The organism is Vibrio sp. 10N.286.46.A8 (assembly GCF_041470165.1).
Taxonomy (GTDB): domain Bacteria; phylum Pseudomonadota; class Gammaproteobacteria; order Enterobacterales; family Vibrionaceae; genus Vibrio; species Vibrio tasmaniensis_A.
Window position 1 is genome coordinate 1 of the sequence record NZ_JBFRLX010000191.1, and the last position, 18,528, is coordinate 18,528.

The window sequence follows — 18,528 nt, forward strand, 5'->3', positions numbered from 1 at the left end:
AGATAAAAGCGTTTTAATCGCGGCGAGGGAGAAGTAGCCTAGTCATTCTAAGCAAATCTCCCTCAACAAAGAGTAAAACGCTTTTAGCCGAACCCTTCGGGCAGCGTTTGCTGGTCATTTCTACTACGTTATCGGCTTCTCATGTAGGCTAGCTACACATCAAAGCCTCTGCCTTGTAGAAATACCCAGCAATTCGCCGCAAAAACAAGCTCGAAAGATCAACACGCCCTAAAAATCCGACTAGAGAGGAAGTGCCAATGCTCAATGAAAACCATGCCTTTATCTTAGATTTCCCAGATCTTAAATTAGACATTGTTCAGCTCAACCACGACGACGAAAAATTCAAAGCAGACATGCAAAAATACCACCAACTCGACTACGACATCCGTCAGCTAGAAATCTCTGGCAGCCCTATCGATGACGACAGCATGCACAACCTCAAAGTAGAACGCATGGAGCTAAAAGACTCGCTACACAAACAGCTCACGCGCCATCACGCGCTTAAGATCGTATAGAAAAATCAATCCGATACTTTATTCTAAGCCATGCACTACGCATGGCTTTTTGGTTTCATAACAGCGCAAATCCAAGCTAATTCGGCTTCTTCAATTATGTTACTGTTTGCTTATTCGAAAGCGTTTGATAAGGAAGTGAGCAGAGTGACAATAGAAGAAGAGAACATACAATTCCAGCTCGTTTCAAATCTCGAATTCGAAGAACTGTTTGCGTGTGTTAAGCAAGGGCTTTTCATACACGTTGATAGCGTTTTCGGATGGGATGACGACTTCCAACGTCAACGACTTTTAAACGAGTACAATCCCTCTTGGTTTCATTGGGTATACCTAGGAAAACAAAGGGTTGGACTTGTGTGTTTTAAGCCTTATGACAACGCATACCATGTTCACCTTCTGATCATTTCCCATCAATACCAAGATCAGTCTATTGGTAAAAAAGTCATGTCACGCATCCACGAAAAAGCCCATCAAGAGCAACGAAACCAAGTCACTCTGTCGAGCTTTAGAAGTAACACCCGCGCCATCAGTTTTTATCAGGCGCTTGACTACCAAATTGTTGATGATAGTGATACTAATTTCGTGGGGATGACTCTCTATTTAAACTAGAAGCGACTTCGCTAATTAAACGCTCTCGCCACTCGCCCTTTGCTGCTCAATTCGTAATGGCCAATATAAGCTGGGATAAATACCGATTGCCCTTTGGTGAGGGTTAAGTGCTCGCCTTTCTGACTCATTAGCACTAGGTCATCATCTATTGCCATTAAAATTTCAGCGCCACTTGTGATAACTTCTTCTTGATGAGGACGATGAAAGATATTGAAATTGAAGTCACTGACCGGGATATCATAACAATCACATTTACCCAGTTTTGATGGCTCTAACAACAAGCCTTCGAACGGAATTGGCGTGAATTTTGTGCAGGCGACTAACTCAGCGACATCAATGTGTTTTGGCGTTAAACCTGCTCGTAGCACGTTGTCCGAATTTGCCATAATCTCAAGCCCGGTACCTTTAATGTAAGCGTGCGGAGTGTTCGCATTCAAATACATCGCTTCACCTGGCTTTAGTGTGATCAAGTTAAGCAGCAGAACACAAAACAGACCGATATCGTTCGGGTACTGATGGCTAAGTTCAATGATCAATGCAAATTCTGTTTGATCTTGGTGAGCCTCTGCGTAAGTCAGAAGTTGCTCTAGTGCTTGATGTTTACATTGGTCATTAAGCGTTAATAGATCACGGAAAAACGCTTCTAAACCTAGAGAGTCAAGGTGGGTCCCAAACTCTTCAATCAAGCCAGCGAGCACGCTAGAGTCTAATCTTCTGAACAAACCTAATATTTCGTTAAATTCTCGAAAGCCATTCATCGCTTGGTATTCAGTGATCGCGTAAACCAATTCAGGTTTATGGTTAGAGTCTTTGTAATTACGATGCCCTGCAGTCAGAGGGATTCCTGCTTGCTCCTCTCTCGCAAAGCCTAACTCGGCTTGGTGCTTGTTTGGGTGGACCTGGACCGATAGCGCTTTTTCCGCTGCCAAGATCTTAAACAAGAACGGCAGTTCACCGAACTCCTGCGCAATATCAGTAGATAAATAAGCGGGTTTATTCTTGTTAATCAGCTCAGAGAGAGGCACCAAATGTTGGTCAAGCTTAACCATTGAGCAACCTTTTGGATGCGCTCCCATCCAAACTTCCGCTTGCGGCTCTTGTGACTCATTCTTAAAGCCAAACAGTTCACGTATCGAAGAAATACTCCCCCATGCATAATTTTGGATGGTGTTTTCCATTGGGAAAAATGAGTATTCTGAGAAGTGGCTGAGTGACATGGCGTTTTCCGTAGTGAGCCCTTTGAACACAATTCAGAGAGCTAATTTCTAATAACGTAAATAATTAGAAAGACTACAGAGAGCAGCTAGAACCCACATGAGATGAGGTCTTAGACGCAATAGGAAAAATTCTTAGAAACAGGTGAGAACCATGAAAAGCGTGAAAAGAGTCACATTTGAATGCTACGTATAAAAAATGCTGAAGATAGGGTAGCTGCATAATAACCAGAGGACCATTAGCAGCTATCTTATTTACGAAGAAATCCCTTAAAAGCCAGAGCGAACCTCTGCACTTTTCTGAGGCGATTGGGCTTGTAGGAAAGGCAGTAGCAGCAAGCCAATAACGGCCGCACAAGTCGAGATGGTAATGAAGAACCCACTCCAACCATAAGTTTCTAGAACGAGCGCTAATGGGTAGCCAGAAAGTGCTGCACCCATATAGGCAAATAAGCCAACAAAGCCTGTCGCAGCTCCTGCGGAGTCTTTATGTGAGCATTCCGCGGCAGCCATACCTATTAGCATTTGAGGGCCAAACACAAAAAAGCCTACACAAAACAGCCCAGCCGCTTGAAACACAAAGTTGGTTAGAGGCATAAGCCATAAAGCGGATACCGAGAGGAAGATACCAATCGCGAACAGGATATTCATGGGACCACGGTTACCACCAAACAGCCTATCCGATCCCCATCCAGCAACAAGTGAACCAACGAAACCGCCAATCTCAAACAGAGACAAAGCAGCATTTGCGTTTATCAAACTGTAATCGTGTTCTTCGGTGAGATATAAGTTGCCCCAGTCGTTAACTGCCGTTCTTACGATGTAAACCAACACATAGCTAAAAGCGAGCAACCAAATGTACTTATTGCTGAACACATAGGTTTTCAGGATCTCTCGATAGCTGAACCCTTGCCCATGGCTCTCTTGCGCTAATTCCAGGTGATCACTACGCCACTTCCCTACCGTCGGAAGTCCCATGGTGGTGGGCTTGTCACGTAAGCGCCAGCAGACAATAAGACCGATAAAAACACCAATCACACCCGGCCAGATAAACCCAGCTCGCCAACTGTATTGGAGAGTTAGATAGCCGACGAGAATAGGGATCAATGCCCCACCAACGTTGTGTGCTGTATTCCATATAGCCCAGCGAAAGCCTCTTTCGGAGTGAGAATACCAGGTCGTCAATAACTTGGAACACGATGGCCAGCCCCAACCTTGGAACCATGCATTAAGCACCCAAAGCGATATAAAAGCCGCCAACGAACTAGAAAAACCAAACGCGATATTGATCAAGCCTGTCGCGATTAGGCCGAGCCCCATGAAGTAACGCGGGTTCGACCGATCCGATATCGTGCCTGAAATAAACTTAGATAAGCCGTAGGAAAGATAAAAGAGCGTGCCAATCAAGCCGATTTCGCCTTTGTCTAAGCCAAGATCGGTGATCATGGCTGGCGCGGTATAATTAAAGGTTTTACGAGTGAAGTAAAAACCTGCATAGCCGACATACATTCCTATCATGATGTGGAGACGCCAATAACGATAACGCTGATTGACCTCATCATCGCTTAGAGTATGACTTTTTGACGTTGTTGAGCGCAGAAATCCAAACATATTCGTTCTCACACTTTAGGTAATGTAACGCTGATATTAGTACCCGAAGAAGAGTCATTAGCGTTGATTGTCATCTTGCCACCGAGCGCCTGAACACGCTCTTGCATACCACGAACACCCATTCCTTTGAGAAGATCCTGCGCTGTAAAACCAACACCATTGTCTGTAATTCGAAGATAAGCTTGATCGTCTAGAATCAGTTCTATTCTAATTTCACTTGCTTCAGCATATTTGTGGGCATTGTTTAAAGACTCTTGGCACAGTCGGAAGAGAGTAACCTTGAGCGTGTCACTCAAACATGAGTAGTCACCGTGCCAATTTAACTGGATATCAACACCGTGATCCGAGAACTCCATTTCACGTGTGAGCTGTTCAACGGAGTCCTTCAGGTCAAGGTCGTCCAACATTTTTGGTCTTAGCTTCGTTAGCAAGCGCTTGGTGGTGTCATAAACATTCAACGATAATGATTCAATCGTACCAGCACAGCGAACGCTCATTTCAGCTGCATCGACACGTTTGATAATGCTCGCTTGAGTCCGAATTGCCGTGATGTTCTGGCCTATCTCATCATGTAACTCACGGGCAATATCACGACGAACCGATTCTTCAGCCGTGATTAGCTGACGGGAAAGGTTTTGATTCCTAGAGAGCTCACTGCGTAATTTCGAGTTGAGATCTTTTTGTTTTTGAACAGCTAAACCAAGCAAAATACCTGTGATGGTCTGAGCGGAAAGAGACAAGAGTAAATCAGTAATTTCGAGTTTGGACGTGCCACTGTGGGCTGCAATCAACGCGACGCTATTTAGCAGGGTAGCGAGCAAGGCGCCTTGCCATCCATAACGAACGGCGAGCAAGATAATAGGGATAGCCATACAGAACGGGGCGAAGCGCCTTAGCTCATCTGGCAAACTGGTTTGTATCAAAATACTGACGACCAACAAGAGGCTGTATAAAGCGATGTGACGGATTTTGAACTCAATGACATTGTTGATTAAGTAAGAGCTCAGTGGCGCCCACTTATTTTGGAATAGGTAATTCCATACCAAATAACACATCGGCACCAACATCAAACCACCCGTGATGCTCACCAACCACACCATGTAAACAGCCGGAACATGAGAACTGACCACGGCAACATTGATGAGTGCTGTGACCATGATTAAGCTCGCCATCACTAACAAGTGACGATTCAGGTCACCAGAATAATAACGTTTGGCAATTAGAGTGGCTGGAATACTTAGTCCACTGGCGATTAGTATCGTCAGCCATTGAGGTTCATCAAGTAGTAGAGCTAGAGCAATCGCGAGCCCCCACTCTGCAATATAGATAGCAGGCCAATAGTGAGTGCGAGTGTGCAGCGTCATTCCTAACCGGAGTGAGAATGGGAAAAGCAGAATGGCTAACTCAGGGTCATTAATGAAATAGAAGGCAATAACCCATAAACAGAACCATGCACAGCCAGCCATAAAAACCCCGCATAAGGAGGTGGCTAGATAAGAACGCATTAGTACTGGTCTTGAGTGAACAATTTAGCTAACTCAACGTTGTTCTTAACATTGAGTTTGTCCATGGCATTGGCACGGTGCACATGTACCGTTTTATGGCTAACCTCTAACTCGACGGCAATAGATTTCACGTCGAGCCCTGTCGCTAATAACTGGCACACTTCGCTTTCCCTGCGGGTGAGCTGATTTAACGAGGCTTTATTCTTCATTGGTGTCGCAAGTTTTATGGCGATATCTGGCGTAAGGTAGCAGCCACCATTTGCGCTCGTGTGTACGGCCTGAATTAACTCATCAGGGCTACAGCGTTTACTGAGATAACCTTTAGCTCCTAACTCTAATGACTTTTCAACCATTGCCGGAGAGTCATGTACGCTCAACATAATGCTAGCAATGCCAGATGGAATCTCTTCCAATAAGCTCAGGCCACTTTCATCTTGCATTGAAATATCCAAGATAACGACATCAGGGTGACAACTTGGCAGCCCGAGGCGCGCTTCTGCCGCAGAGTTAAACTCCCCCACGACCGTTATATCAGTTTCAAGACTGAGTAATTGAGCGAAGCCAGATCGAACAATGACGTGGTCATCAACAAGCGCAACATTAATCATGATATTAACCAAAATTAAGAGTGAGAAAGAAAAATAGCCCCAACAGGAGCTATCTAAAATTAAGTTTATTGGTAGAGATGATACTGAATCGAACTAACGATTGGTATGATCTCACGTGCTTTAAACCAATAAAGCACGTGAAACTATCTACCCGAAACTCTCTTTGCGAGAACAAGTACTCAGACAAGCTACGCGTTTTGAGCCGCTAGGTGCATCTTCTTCGCGTGACGAATCTTCTTCTCTTCCGCAATAGCAACGAACAACAGTAAAACAATACAAATGGCAGCAGAAGTATCGAGTGCTGCAAATGTCCCTTTCCAACCTGTTAAGCCGAAAATAGGCGTTCCGTCTGCAATCATGCCTAGGCCAAGTTTGGCAAAACTGTCACCAATTAGGTAAGCAAATGTGCCTTTCACGCCATCAGCCACACTGATTGCTTTCTTAGGAACAAAACCTACCGCAGCAACACCAATCAACAGTTGAGGACCGAATACTAGGAAGCCAAGTACGAATAGTGATGCTAGGTACATGAACTCGCTCGTTGCATGCTGATAAAACTCTAGAGATACAATAATCAGTCCAAGCGATACACAAGCAACTAAAGCACGACGTCCGTTAGCAAGGTCTGATAAATAACCCCACATTAATGTACCGACCAGAGCGCCAACTTCAAACAGAGTAAAGCCTGAAATAGCCGTTTCTTTTGATAGACCTAACTCTTGATACGCATAAACTGTAGACCATTGATCGATACCGATACGAACAATGTACAAAAAGATATTCGCGAAGCAGAGTAACCAGATCACTTTGTTTTTAAGGATATATTCAACAAAGATCTCTTTCTTAGTCATTTGATTTTCTTCAGCAATAGTATCTTCTTCGCTGATTTCTTCGTCAAACAACTCTTCAACTGTACCTAAACCGTATGCTTCTGGAGAGTCGTTACCAAAACGCATCCCAATAAAACCAACCACAATCGCGATGATCGATGGGAACACGAACATACCAATTACGTTGCCATCAAAAAAGTAGTTAGCGCCAAACAGCGCTACACCAGCAGCACCTGCACCACCTACGTTGTGTGACATGTTCCAAAGACCTAAATACGACCCACGCTTATTACGAGGCGTCCATTTAGTAATAGTCGAATAACTTGAAGGACCACCGGTACTTTGAAAGAAACCACTCAATGCGTAGAAGGCAACCATCATGAATAAGCTAGCGCTGCCTCCACCCAAGCTGAAGCTAAAGCCCAACATGGCAAGGCCAGATAGGATAAGCATGAATGGCAGGAACTGCTTGGTGTTTTTGCCATCCGCGTAGTAGGAAACAACCGTTTTACCAATACCATAAGTAATTGAAAAGCCAAGACCAATAAGACCTAGATCGGTCATTGATAATCCATAAGTAGAAATCATGTCGTTTTGCGCGACATTGAAGTTCTTACGGATTAAATACATGGTCAAATAGCCAATGAATACGACTAGGTACGATTGTAGGAATGGTTTAAACCACATTTTTCTTCTAGTTTCGACCGGAAGATCCAGCGTCGGTTTTCTAACCTGATCTAGGAACTTTAACATTGTGAACTCTCTTATTATTGATGAGGTCTGCACGGAACATTACTGACCATGCACTCTTTGCAATTCGATGATGAAATAATAAGGAGTCTAAAAAGCGACCGCATGAGAGAGGGTCTTAGAATAACTAGGAAAAATTCTTAGTTCAGAATTGGGAGTCAAGAAAGCGTGAACAGCATCACTTTATTTAAAATGTGTTATGCCGTGAAGAGGTATTGGAAAGGTGTCGTTAGTTAAGATATTTAGTAGGTGCCCCAAGCAAACTAAACATCGATTGTATTGAGCAGTTTATTGAAGTCTAAAGTGGCTAATAAAAGCCACATTAGATTCGCTTTACGGTATCGTAACCTAAACGATAGATAATAGAGTTTAATTATTCTTAGACACATCCAACTTATTCAGCAACGACGGAAAGCCCCAACCGTTCTCGCCTTCGACCACAGGTTCTCCGGTCAAATACTCAAACAGCGTTGGAGCCAAAGAGCCATTAGCTTCGATTTTCAATTGCTGAGAGTTATCGCCAATTGGCGCTCCCCAGAATCCGATGAAGGCATCTTTCTCTAAGTAATCCTCACCAGCATGACGCCCTGGTACCTTGGTGTTGTAACCAATTCCCGCTTTAGGGAACAAGTTAACCGTGCCAGCCCTATCTTCAAGGTAGATATTAGCCAGTTGATTTACTGAATCTGGTCGAGGTGTTGGTTGCGTCAATGAAGTCCATTCAGCACTGCTACACCAGGTTGTCACATCCGCCTTAACCGCTCGGTTAATACATTTTTCTACCAATTGAGAATACTGTGCAAAATCAGCTTCGCTTGGTGATGCTAGGTATGGATTTAACCTTTGCGTATTGAGCAAAATTGGCGCTCGGTTGTCTTCCAATGACTCATAGAAAAGCTTGTCACCTTCACGTGTGATCAATTCATCGACCCGTTTTAAATCACGATTGCCAATCACACGAACAGCGCAGCGTTGTTGATCACATGTGCTTTCTCTTACGACCATATAATCAAGACTTTCAGGCAAGCGTTGCGCTATCTGATTAATGATATCGATATTCTGACCAGCTGGCGCTGCAATCGGAGACCACTGCGTGAGTTCTTGGTAAACCGGCTGAACCTGCCACCCTTGAGCCGAATTAAAGAAGTCCATCATGAAGTTACCACCAGCAGTCGAGGCGACCACCACATCCAATTCCTTCGAGCTTGGGTAGCTTAGAGCATTGGTAATCTTAGGCCCTTCCCCCTCGTCCGAAGATATCTTCTTAACCACAATTGGATACTCTAGCTCGGCTTGTAAGCCTTCAAATACCTGCTTTTCGGGATTGAGTGCGTAGAACACCGGCGTTAAACCATGATCCCCTGCCATGCCCCATAGCGTTTTATCGTAAATGCCTGCACTGCGGTAGGTCGCTTCAATCTGGCGAATCCAATAGTCCAGTCGGTTAAGCTCTCCAGTCGGCATCAGAATTTCGTCACTAAAAGGACCGGTAAAGTGCGCGAAGTGATCCGGCCATGGGTTATAAACCAAGGTGTAGTCTGGCATCCCTTTTCCATCTAACTCGGCAAACTGAGTGATAGACTGTTTAACCAGAGCTCTCTTTGAAAACTTAGTGAAAAAATCAAAGCCAGATATAGACTGATACGCTTCAATATCTTCAATCAAGGCTTGACGCTTTTCTTGCAAAACCACTTCGACTTCTGAACGTTCTTGAAGCTCTTTCACGCAACGTTTCTCACCATAATCACGCAGTGACTCACCCAAACCTAGGTTTACTAACCCATCGTAAGTGGTGTGAGCATTCCAATCATATTGAGCGTTACAGTTCAGCGTTTTAAGGTAATCAAGGCGATCAAACATGGTTTGAACCTTGTTGTCTGCCATCAACACATCTAACTGCAGGGCATCATTACCAAAGAAGTAATACGCTCGGTCGATCTCTCGGTCGACAAAGTGGAAATTAGGGATGCCAGTGCCACCTTGCCCCGACACTTTTGCGCCCGTTTTAATGATAGGTAGGTTACGTACGCTGATTGTGGGAGTTGAAGAGATACCCACTCGGCTAATATTGCCTCGATGCTCTTGATAGAGATTTTTGAAGAACGGAAGGTAATTCGGATCACGGTAGGTTTGTTCTGATAGAACTTCCATGAACCGAACCTGCTGTTGATGCTCAGGCTCAATCACCGTTTCTAGCTGAGGTTTGTATTGCGCTCGGTTTTTATGATTTTGGTAAGCCACTGAGATGAAAGGCGCATTCTCATCGACCAACCCCTCGAGCAATCCTTGCTGTAAACCATCGACGGTCACTTGGACCGCAAAACGTTTTTGCTGTTGGGATTCTAAGAATTGAATGAGCGCATCAGGCTGGTCACTGAACGCTTGTTGCATCCAATCATCGAGCGCTTCTGCACGCTCTTCTTTAAACACAAATTGTCGATAAGCTTTAAGCAAGTTTAAGCGCACAAAATCAATGAGAGTGATGGTAAGAGCTTGTGCTTTGTTATTCGGCTTATCAGCGTTTTCTGGTTTGCCATCTTCTGCAATCGCCAGCATTGCAGACTTCATATCGCCGTCATCCATTCCCAATGCCGCTTTACCGATCAAATCAACGATGATCGGTTGAATCTGAGCGACGATCGCTAGATCTTCAGGGCTATTGGTTAAGTATGTGTAATTCGCAGGGAGCGTGTCCATATCCTGCCAGACACCAATTTCGAATAACGCATCGTAGATAACCACCATGTTGGCAATGAACTGTTCATCGATACGAATACCTTCATGATGTCCCGTTGCTTCAGTCGAGGTATCTGGCTCGCGATGCTCTGAGGTTGGCTTATCTCCAACATGATAGAGGCTATGTTCAAAACCCTTTAGCGCCTGCTTATCATAAACCGTCGACAAGTAAGATTTGAACACATCTTCACTGCCCAAGCCTGAATAGCGGTCGTAATAACTATAGAGAAAATAACCCAAAGGAATTGAGTACGTCGGGTTAGATAACTGAGCAACGACTCTGGCTTTTGTTTTGACATCTAGAGGGAGAGCGAGAATGTACGCATCTAATGTGACGCCACCAATGGTGAAAAGAGCTGCATCACGAGTGAGTTTGGCAGAATAACTTAGGCTTGAAAGCACATGATTTTTCAACACTTCACTGGAGCTAAACACGCCACCAATGACGGGCGTTGTTGATATATCAGCGGCACTCGGAGCTGATGCAAGCGCCAACGATAAGGCACTGAATAAACTGGCGTAACTGCGAACGTGAGAATAAGAGCTCATCAAATTTCCTTTAGATCAACACACTTCTATAAATGCAGCGTATTGTTTCAGTTTGCATTTATTAGTCAACCTATGAAAACGTTTGTTTTCTGATTCGAAGAGCTCGAATACTCTTACAATCGCTTACCGCTACCGTCTTCCCACATCACTTCGCATTCGTCTTTAATGGCCGCTTTCAATAGTTCAACTAACGGGAAAGCTCGGCTACCGATATTAACAGGCGCTTCAACAACTGTTTCTTCACTGTCATCATCGGCATTTTCTTGCTCTACCTGCTTGCTCTGCTCAGCGGCGATCGCAGCACGCAAATTGCTTAACGCTTGAGAAACCTCTGAAGCATCAATTGCTCCGGGGATAGTGCCACTATGTCCAAGCATCTTAATGAACTTAAGACCGACTTCACCAAACATCGTGACGCTAGCATGAGCTTTGCAACTAAAGGTAATTAACATTGTGAGCCTCTATCAAATTTAGGTATCTATAAACATTAGCTATCTACAAACTATGTTGAGTAACGTATTGGAAAGCAAGTAGATAATAGCCAAGTAACTTCCTGCAACTAGAACCTTGATTGTTTCACTCTCGGATACATCTGCACCGTTAGTGACGCGCATCACTATTTATTGTGAGTCACTCATCATTTAAATATGAAACCTTGATAGTAGTCACACTAAAAAGGTCACTAACACTCTGCTATGACTTTTATTTCATCTACTATTAACATCAATTATCAAAATCTTTGGCACAAATCACATGAAAAGGCTCGTCGGCAGACACCTAGAAGAAATGGCGGACATACGATCCACTCGCAAGCAAAAAATTGTCCACTCCTTTTCACTGGCTGCCGCTGCGTTATTCACATTCTACACTTGGGCTTACTTCCAAGGTCAGCATTACACGCTGTCAATTTTCGAACTGTGTTTTGCACTTATCGCTATCTCCAATGCATTTTACGTGAAAAAAGTCACTGCCGCTGAGTATTCAGAATTGATTCTAAGTGGTGTTCTGCTCGTTCAAGGAGTCATCCTATTCTTGTACAGTCACGCCATTCCCGAGCGGACACTCTGGCTCTACCCGATTTTGGCTGCCGTCATTTTCATAAACGATTTCAGAATTGGCATTATATTCAGTACCTCATTTTGTGTATTTATCAGCACCTTGATTACAGCGATGCCTAGCAGCTTTTCTTTACCTTTTAGCAGCTCACACCGGTTTATTCTTAGCTTATTTACAATGAGCTTGGTATGTCACACATCAGCTTATTACTACACAAAAGCCGTCAGTTATATTCAACGCCTGTATAAAGAGGGGATTGAAGATCTGGCCTATAGAGACCAACTAACCGGTTTGGCAAACCGTTGGAGCTTTGAACGCTGGGCGACAGAAAAACTTGCGACAGTGGATAGTGAACGCTCACTGACTGCATTAGTTTTTTTGGACATAGATGACTTCAAAGGCATTAATGATAGCTACGGGCACGACGTCGGAGACAGTGTTTTGCAGCATTTTGCGAATCGTTTAAGCAACAACATCCGAACCAGAGACAGGGTAAGTCATGAATACGATTATTCGATTGCGCGCTTTGCTGGAGATGAGTTTGTTTTGATGCTCTACGATGTACCAACTCGCAAAGATCTAGACGGTATTTTAGATCGGATTTGTGGGCTATTCGAAAGTGGTTGCCAGACAAACGAGAGAATCAAGGAATTGACACTCAGTGTTGGGGTTTCGTTGTACCCGCAAGATGCTCAAGAATTACATGAGCTGACGAGATGTGCTGATAAAGCGATGTATGTAGCCAAACATTCAGGAAAAAATCGATACGCTTATTATCACGATAATCCCGTATCAACCTTGATAGAAGAGCTACCGACGAACCTCGCCTTCTCAGAATCGGAATCATCTGAGCTTGAAGGTTGTCTTGAAGCGAAGGTCGAAGGGAGCAATGTTACGTTATTAAAAACGCGTCCACGCTAGCCGGCCATATACATGGCCCATAAACTCACTAAGCCAATAACAATAATCCATACGACTTGTCGTACTAAATTTCGATTTTCGTTCTTAGATTTAGCAACGGTTTTAAAAGCGGCTTGCTTGGCCGAGTGTATAAAAGGCCCATCTGCCTGGTGCTTTCTAACACGGCGCTTAACCGCTTTATTCGCAACCTCTGTAAAACGCTGACCTTGCTCCGTTGTAAAATCGTTATCAAAGCCCATCCGACCTTGCCTTTCGCCATGTTTTTGCTGTACTGCCATAGCGGCCTCCTTGGCGGTCTGCTCTCTATTCAAGTATAGACATGATTTCATATTCTTACCTGTTCAAAATTTTCGAATAAGTCACTCAACACTGTGCCATCTTCTTTTTAAATCAAATTACATAAACTACAGCTATTCAAGTTTATGAGGATTTCAAAATGACGAGTGTAAGAGCAGTAGATCATGTGATTGCAGCACACGCTACCTCCGATGGTGATGGCGTAAAAATACAAAGACTCGCTGGTTTCAATAACACGCGTTTCTCTCCATTTTTAATGATTGATGAACTTAAGTCGGATGAAAGCAAAGATTATGTTGGCGGCTTTCCTCCACATCCTCACCGTGGGATAGAAACGCTCACTTACATGCTGCAAGGTCACTTCCAGCACAAAGATCACATGGGGAATGTTGGAGAGCTTCGCAGCGGTGGTGCACAGTGGATGGCCGCGGGTCGTGGTGTGATTCACAGCGAAATGCCAATGATGGAAGAAGGTGTACTTCATGGATTTCAGATTTGGATAAACCAGCCTGCAACACACAAAATGCAACCAGCGCAATATCACGACTTCCAAAGTGAAAGCATCGCGGAGCATCAAAGTGAACAAAATGGTTTATTGAGAGTTATTGCTGGTGTATTCGAACTGCATAACCTAGCTGACCATGATGTAGAGGCTTTACGAACGCAAGGCCCACTGCAACAAACAGGTGTGCCGTTAAGCGTAGCGGATTGGCGATCTCATTCTGGGCAAAAAATAACATTAGGGATAGATGTTAATCACAATGCCATGACTTACGTGTACCGAGGCAGTATTAAGATCGGTGATAAAGTCATCAACCAAGGTCAACTTGCGTTACTCACTAAAGCTGACTTGCTGTCTCTGAGTAGTTTAGAAGATTCAGGTGTACTGATTTTTTCTGGTGAGCCGATTAATGAACCTGTTGCGCACTATGGTCCGTTTGTCATGAACTCGATGGAAGAAATTGAACAGACGATTCAGGACTACAACAATGGCGTTTTTGAGACTTACTAATTGACGACGTCTTTGCGCTTTTAGCTTTGAATTGAAGTTGAAGATTGAAGAGATTTTGCAACGAACAACAATTTGGTCATCCATTTGATGACTGTAAAAACAAGTGACACTATCCACTGCCGGTTATTATCACTTATTTAACCACGCTCCTAGAGCGTGGTTTTTTTCTATTAAGCCATAGATAAACGATACTCTGGTTGAACGAACTCAGGCCTTCCTACAAGTATTCACACAGGTAAGCTGTCGCTTCTTTAACCTGTAAATCGAATGAAGAGTCACCCGCAACGTCAAAAGACTCACCAGATTGGAATGTCGTCCAATCGTCATCGCCAACACGCTTTACAATTAAAGCACCTTTAACAACAGTCATCTTTTCCGGAGCTGCAGTACCGAATGTGTATTCACCAGCGGCCATCACACCAACACTCACATCAGCACCAGACTGGTTAAACGCTAACGACTTAACACCGCCTTCAAAGTATGTATTTTCTTTAATCATTGTACTTCCTTGTTATCTCAAAATTGCATTACTAGGCTCAACGAATAAGCCTATGCGTAAATTTAGGTGCTAATTGTTTTAACCAATTCGAGACTGTCCTACAAGAAATAAATGAATATAGCTTAGGATCTGTTGACCTTTCGAAGTTAAATTTCGTTCGAGATGAAATCATTTTAGGCGTGGCATTGGGTATACAACCTAATCATTCTAAGTAAATATTCCTTAACAAAGCATGAAGACAGAATGTGTGGGTAAAAAATCACTGAGGCAGTTTGATTCAAAAGAACATTCGATCCTGCTTCTAACTCTTATAAGAACCTTTGCAACCTATCGTTTTATTTTATAGAATCATCACCAGTATGAGTAACTAAAATGAAGAGATAATGGCTAAAAATACCACGAAAAGCAGCGATATATTGGCCAATTCGTTACTCTACGCCTTCTTAATGGCTGGCTTTATGATTGCCCTCACCGTCGGCTATTTTGGCTACCAAGCCTACCAAAAATCTGTAAGCCCAAGTAACGTCCATGGCACATGGATCGAGATTGGTGCTCCACCTTACAAAACAGATATTCTTACACTTTCCGATGATGGTGTGATGATGAACTATCGTTTCATCAGTACCTCGTTTGATTTTGATGGCAAAGATGTCACGATCAACACAGGTTCAGGCCCAACGATTTATACCATTAGCGGTACCTACAATTCACCTCGTTTAAAACGGTTAGTGCCTAACACACCATCCAAACAATTCATAAAAGAAGGGTATGAAGATACTGTTGCGGGTGATACTCAAGGACTCATGCAGCAACGACGCTCAGTATTAGCTGAGCAATTCAAAAAATAATACTTTCAACAGCGCTTTGTTTAGTAACCCCTCTTGCATCAATACTACCTGTCTCTTACAAGCACCGGTATGACGTGCTTCAGATTGTGATACTGCTTCAGTTCACGATATTTAATAATAGCTTGCCGCACTTTTTCATAACTTCATGTCGTGTAATTTCACTTATGAGACTTTCCTTCTGAGTGAGGTTTTATTTTATAAAACATGGACTCAGCCTCTCATTCATTAAGCAACAGAATTGTAACAAGATACAATTTTTTAGTTGTCCATCGAAAACGGATTTATTTTCAGTCATGAAATTAAAACTCTCTCGAATACTGACGGGGAAGCTCCTTCAAAACTGACGGGAGCCGATTCTAGGACCACTTGGTTCTAAACCTTCAAGGAATGAGAGAAATAGTATGATTCGTATAAACACCTGTGCTGCGAGTATTGCTCTAGCGCTATCTGGTACAGCATTGGCCGCGCCAACAGCACCTAGCATTGATATGTACGGTTCCAACAACCTACAGTTTTCTAAAATTGAACTCGCGATGGAAACAACCTCTGGTTACAACCAGATGGTTAAGTATCACGACAAAGCAAAGGTCGATGTCAAGTTCAACCAATGGAGCGGAACATCAGGGAACACTTACAACATCTACTTTGATGGCGTTAAAGTTGCTACTGGCCCAATTACTGGCAGCCAAACTACAGCTTCATTCGAGTATGGCCAAGGCGGCTTATTTGAGATGAAAATCGAAGCGTGTGATGAAACAGGCTGTGCCAAAAGTGCACCCGCTCAGATCACCATCGCTGATACCGATGGATCACACCTAGCGCCACTTTCGATGAATGTGGATCCAAACAACAAGTCATACAACACAGACCCAAACACGGTAGTAGGTACTTACTTTGTTGAGTGGGGCATCTATGGCCGTGATTACACAGTCGATAACCTACCTGCTGACAATTTGACCCATATCCTTTACGGATTCATCCCAATTTGTGGTCCTAACGAATCAGTGAAATCAGTAGGCGGTAACAGCTACAACGCACTCATGACAGCGTGTCAGGGCGTTAACGATTACGAAGTGGTGATTCATGACCCATGGGCGGCTTTCCAGAAGAGTTTCCCTCAAGCAGGACACGAATACAGCTCACCTATCAAGGGTAACTACGCGATGATGATGGCGCTAAAACAGCGTAACCCTGATTTGAAGATCATTCCATCGATTGGTGGTTGGACGCTGTCTGACCCATTCTTCGACTTCACAACTAAAGCTAACCGAGACACCTTCATTGCATCGGTTAAGAAATTCCTTAACACGTGGAAATTCTACGATGGTGTAGATATCGACTGGGAGTTCCCTGGTGGAGGCGGTGCGGCGCCAGACCTTGGTGACCCTGTGAATGATGGCCCAGCTTACATTGCACTGATGGCAGAACTTCGCACTATGCTTGATCAACTAGAAGCGGAAAACGGTCGTACTTACGAGCTAACTTCTGCGATTGGTGTCGGTCACGACAAGATCGAAGACGTGAACTATGGTGAAGCAATCCAATACATGGATTACATCTTCGCAATGACTTACGACTTCTACGGCGGTTGGAACAACGTGTTAGGCCACCAAACAGCACTGAACTGCGGTAACTTCATGCGCCCGGGTCAATGTGATGGTACAGGGCTAGATGAAAATGGCGAACAGTACACAGGCCCAGCCTACACTACAGACAACGGCATCCAATTGCTTCTTGCGCAAGGCGTTCCAGCGAACAAACTTGTGGTTGGTACAGCAATGTACGGTCGTGGTTGGGAGGGCGTATTACCGTCATCACTTTCAGATCCTAGCGATCCAATGACAGGCGTGGGTAATGGCAAACTAACCGGCAGCTCTGCGCAAGGCGTATGGGAAGATGGCGTTATTGACTACAAAGGCATAAAAGCGAACATGCTTGGTGCAAACAACCAAGGCATCAACGGCTTTGAATATGGCTACGACGAAATGGCAGAAGCGCCTTACGTTTGGAACCGTACTTCAGGCAAGTTGATCACATTTGATGATGACCGCTCAGTGAAAGCAAAAGGCGCATACGTTCGTAGCCTTGGCCTTGCGGGTCTATTCTCTTGGGAAATTGATGCGGATAACGGCGATATCCTAAATGCGATGCATGAAGGTCTAGCAGGTGGAACTACTGACCCTGTAAACCGTAAACCAACCGCAGCAGCGGGCGCAGATCAATCGGTTGAAGGCCCTGCTTCTGTTTCTCTAGATGGCAGCGCTTCAAAAGACAGCGACGGTACAATTGCGAGCTACGCTTGGTCACAAGTAAGCGGAACGGCGGTAACGCTAGCCAGCGCGAATGCGGCTGTTGCGAGTTTCGATGTAGTGGAAGTCACACAGCAAGAGACTCTGACATTCAGCCTAACCGTAACAGACAACGAAGGCGCAACGTCAACAGACACAGTTGTTGTCACGGTAAACCCTAAGAACACAGGCCCAATCAACACAGCTCCGGTAGCAGTGGTTGCAGCTCCGGCTGAAGCCAATACGGGTGACGTTGTTGTGGTTGATGCTTCGGCTTCGAGCGATGTGGATCAAGACACGCTGTCCTTCACGTGGGATGTACCTGCAGGTATTGATGCTACTGTTCAAGGCGCTTCAGTAAGCTTTGTCGCGGCTGAATACACGCAAGATACGACACTGAATTTCTCAGTGACAGTCAGTGATGGTACAGAGACATCAGTCGCGGCTACTTCAGTGAAAGTTCTTAAGAAAACCACAGGCGGTGGCACGTGTACTAACGCTTGGGATTCAAGTGCGGTCTACAATGGCGGTGATCAAGTGACTCAAGGTGGTAAGATTTGGGAAGCGAAATGGTGGACAACAGGTGAAGATCCAACAACGACTGGCCAATGGGGCGTGTGGAAAGAGATCGGCCCAGCAAGCTGTGCTAACTAAAAGTAGGGTTTAACTAAACACCAACTAAG

At 44.3% G+C, this 18,528-nt stretch carries 15 protein-coding genes; 6 read left to right on the forward strand and 9 right to left on the reverse strand.

The features are described from left to right. Positions 1-257 precede the first annotated feature (257 nt). Complete coding sequence (locus AB4232_RS17675) at positions 258-515, forward strand: YdcH family protein (protein WP_009846137.1); 258 nt, start codon at positions 258-260, stop codon at positions 513-515. A 96-nt stretch (positions 516-611) separates the two neighbouring features. Then, entirely contained in the window at positions 612-1,121 is a 510-nt protein-coding gene (locus AB4232_RS17680) for an N-acetyltransferase (protein WP_083994609.1), read from the forward strand. An 11-nt stretch (positions 1,122-1,132) separates the two neighbouring features. Here AB4232_RS17680 and manA read toward each other — a convergent pair whose 3' ends face one another. From manA to AB4232_RS17715, 7 genes are all read right to left on the reverse strand, one after another. After that, a complete protein-coding gene (gene manA, locus AB4232_RS17685) occupies positions 1,133-2,338 on the reverse strand; it encodes a mannose-6-phosphate isomerase, class I (RefSeq protein WP_372049897.1) in 1,206 nt (401 codons plus the stop codon). Positions 2,339-2,605: 267 nt separating this feature from the next. Next, positions 2,606-3,946: an MFS transporter gene (locus AB4232_RS17690; RefSeq protein WP_372087653.1), complete on the reverse strand. Its 1,341-nt coding sequence runs from the start codon at positions 3,944-3,946 to the stop codon at positions 2,606-2,608. Between the two features lie 8 nt (positions 3,947-3,954). Next, on the reverse strand, positions 3,955-5,451 hold the full coding sequence (uhpB, locus tag AB4232_RS17695) for a signal transduction histidine-protein kinase/phosphatase UhpB (protein WP_372087654.1): 1,497 nt from the start codon (positions 5,449-5,451) through the stop codon (positions 3,955-3,957). Then, the gene (gene uhpA / locus AB4232_RS17700) at positions 5,451-6,059 is read right to left on the reverse strand and encodes a transcriptional regulator UhpA (protein ID WP_086051394.1); all 609 of its coding nucleotides are present in this window, start codon (positions 6,057-6,059) and stop codon (positions 5,451-5,453) included. The genes uhpB and uhpA overlap by 1 nt, the downstream gene beginning before the upstream one ends. A gap of 188 nt (positions 6,060-6,247) precedes the next feature. Beyond that, positions 6,248-7,642 (reverse strand): hexose-6-phosphate:phosphate antiporter, encoded by a 1,395-nt coding sequence (gene uhpT / locus AB4232_RS17705; protein ID WP_009846131.1) that lies wholly within the window; start codon positions 7,640-7,642, stop codon positions 6,248-6,250. Between the two features lie 366 nt (positions 7,643-8,008). Continuing rightward, a complete protein-coding gene (locus AB4232_RS17710) occupies positions 8,009-10,924 on the reverse strand; it encodes an alkaline phosphatase family protein (protein ID WP_372087655.1) in 2,916 nt (971 codons plus the stop codon). A 113-nt stretch (positions 10,925-11,037) separates the two neighbouring features. Then, the gene (locus AB4232_RS17715) at positions 11,038-11,376 is read right to left on the reverse strand and encodes a DUF1840 domain-containing protein (RefSeq protein ID WP_372087656.1); all 339 of its coding nucleotides are present in this window, start codon (positions 11,374-11,376) and stop codon (positions 11,038-11,040) included. A gap of 334 nt (positions 11,377-11,710) precedes the next feature. Between AB4232_RS17715 and AB4232_RS17720 the strand changes: the two genes are divergently transcribed. After that, positions 11,711-12,901 carry a GGDEF domain-containing protein gene (locus tag AB4232_RS17720; protein ID WP_102582608.1) on the forward strand — a complete coding sequence of 397 codons (1,191 nt, stop codon included), beginning with the start codon at positions 11,711-11,713 and terminating at the stop codon, positions 12,899-12,901. On the opposite strand, the gene AB4232_RS17725 is transcribed toward AB4232_RS17720, so the two are convergent. After that, on the reverse strand, positions 12,898-13,179 hold the full coding sequence (locus AB4232_RS17725; RefSeq protein WP_009846127.1) for a hypothetical protein: 282 nt from the start codon (positions 13,177-13,179) through the stop codon (positions 12,898-12,900). The genes AB4232_RS17720 and AB4232_RS17725 overlap by 4 nt on opposite strands. A 158-nt stretch (positions 13,180-13,337) precedes the next feature. On the opposite strand from AB4232_RS17725, the gene AB4232_RS17730 reads away from it, so the two are divergent. Continuing rightward, positions 13,338-14,210, forward strand: coding sequence for a pirin family protein (locus AB4232_RS17730; RefSeq protein ID WP_269336853.1), 873 nt, complete (start codon positions 13,338-13,340; stop codon positions 14,208-14,210). A gap of 217 nt (positions 14,211-14,427) precedes the next feature. Here the strand turns inward: AB4232_RS17730 and AB4232_RS17735 are convergent, their stop codons facing one another. Beyond that, entirely contained in the window at positions 14,428-14,709 is a 282-nt protein-coding gene (locus tag AB4232_RS17735; protein WP_009846125.1) for a pyrimidine/purine nucleoside phosphorylase, read from the reverse strand. A 383-nt stretch (positions 14,710-15,092) separates the two neighbouring features. Here AB4232_RS17735 and AB4232_RS17740 point away from each other — a divergent pair, with 383 nt between their 5' ends. Together AB4232_RS17740 and AB4232_RS17745 are read left to right on the forward strand one after the other, a co-directional pair. Further along, positions 15,093-15,557 carry a DUF2850 domain-containing protein gene (locus tag AB4232_RS17740; protein ID WP_012601200.1) on the forward strand — a complete coding sequence of 155 codons (465 nt, stop codon included), beginning with the start codon at positions 15,093-15,095 and terminating at the stop codon, positions 15,555-15,557. Between the two features lie 401 nt (positions 15,558-15,958). Then, the gene (locus AB4232_RS17745; RefSeq protein ID WP_017097786.1) at positions 15,959-18,499 is read left to right on the forward strand and encodes a glycosyl hydrolase family 18 protein; all 2,541 of its coding nucleotides are present in this window, start codon (positions 15,959-15,961) and stop codon (positions 18,497-18,499) included. The last annotated feature ends 29 nt before the right edge of the window (positions 18,500-18,528 follow it).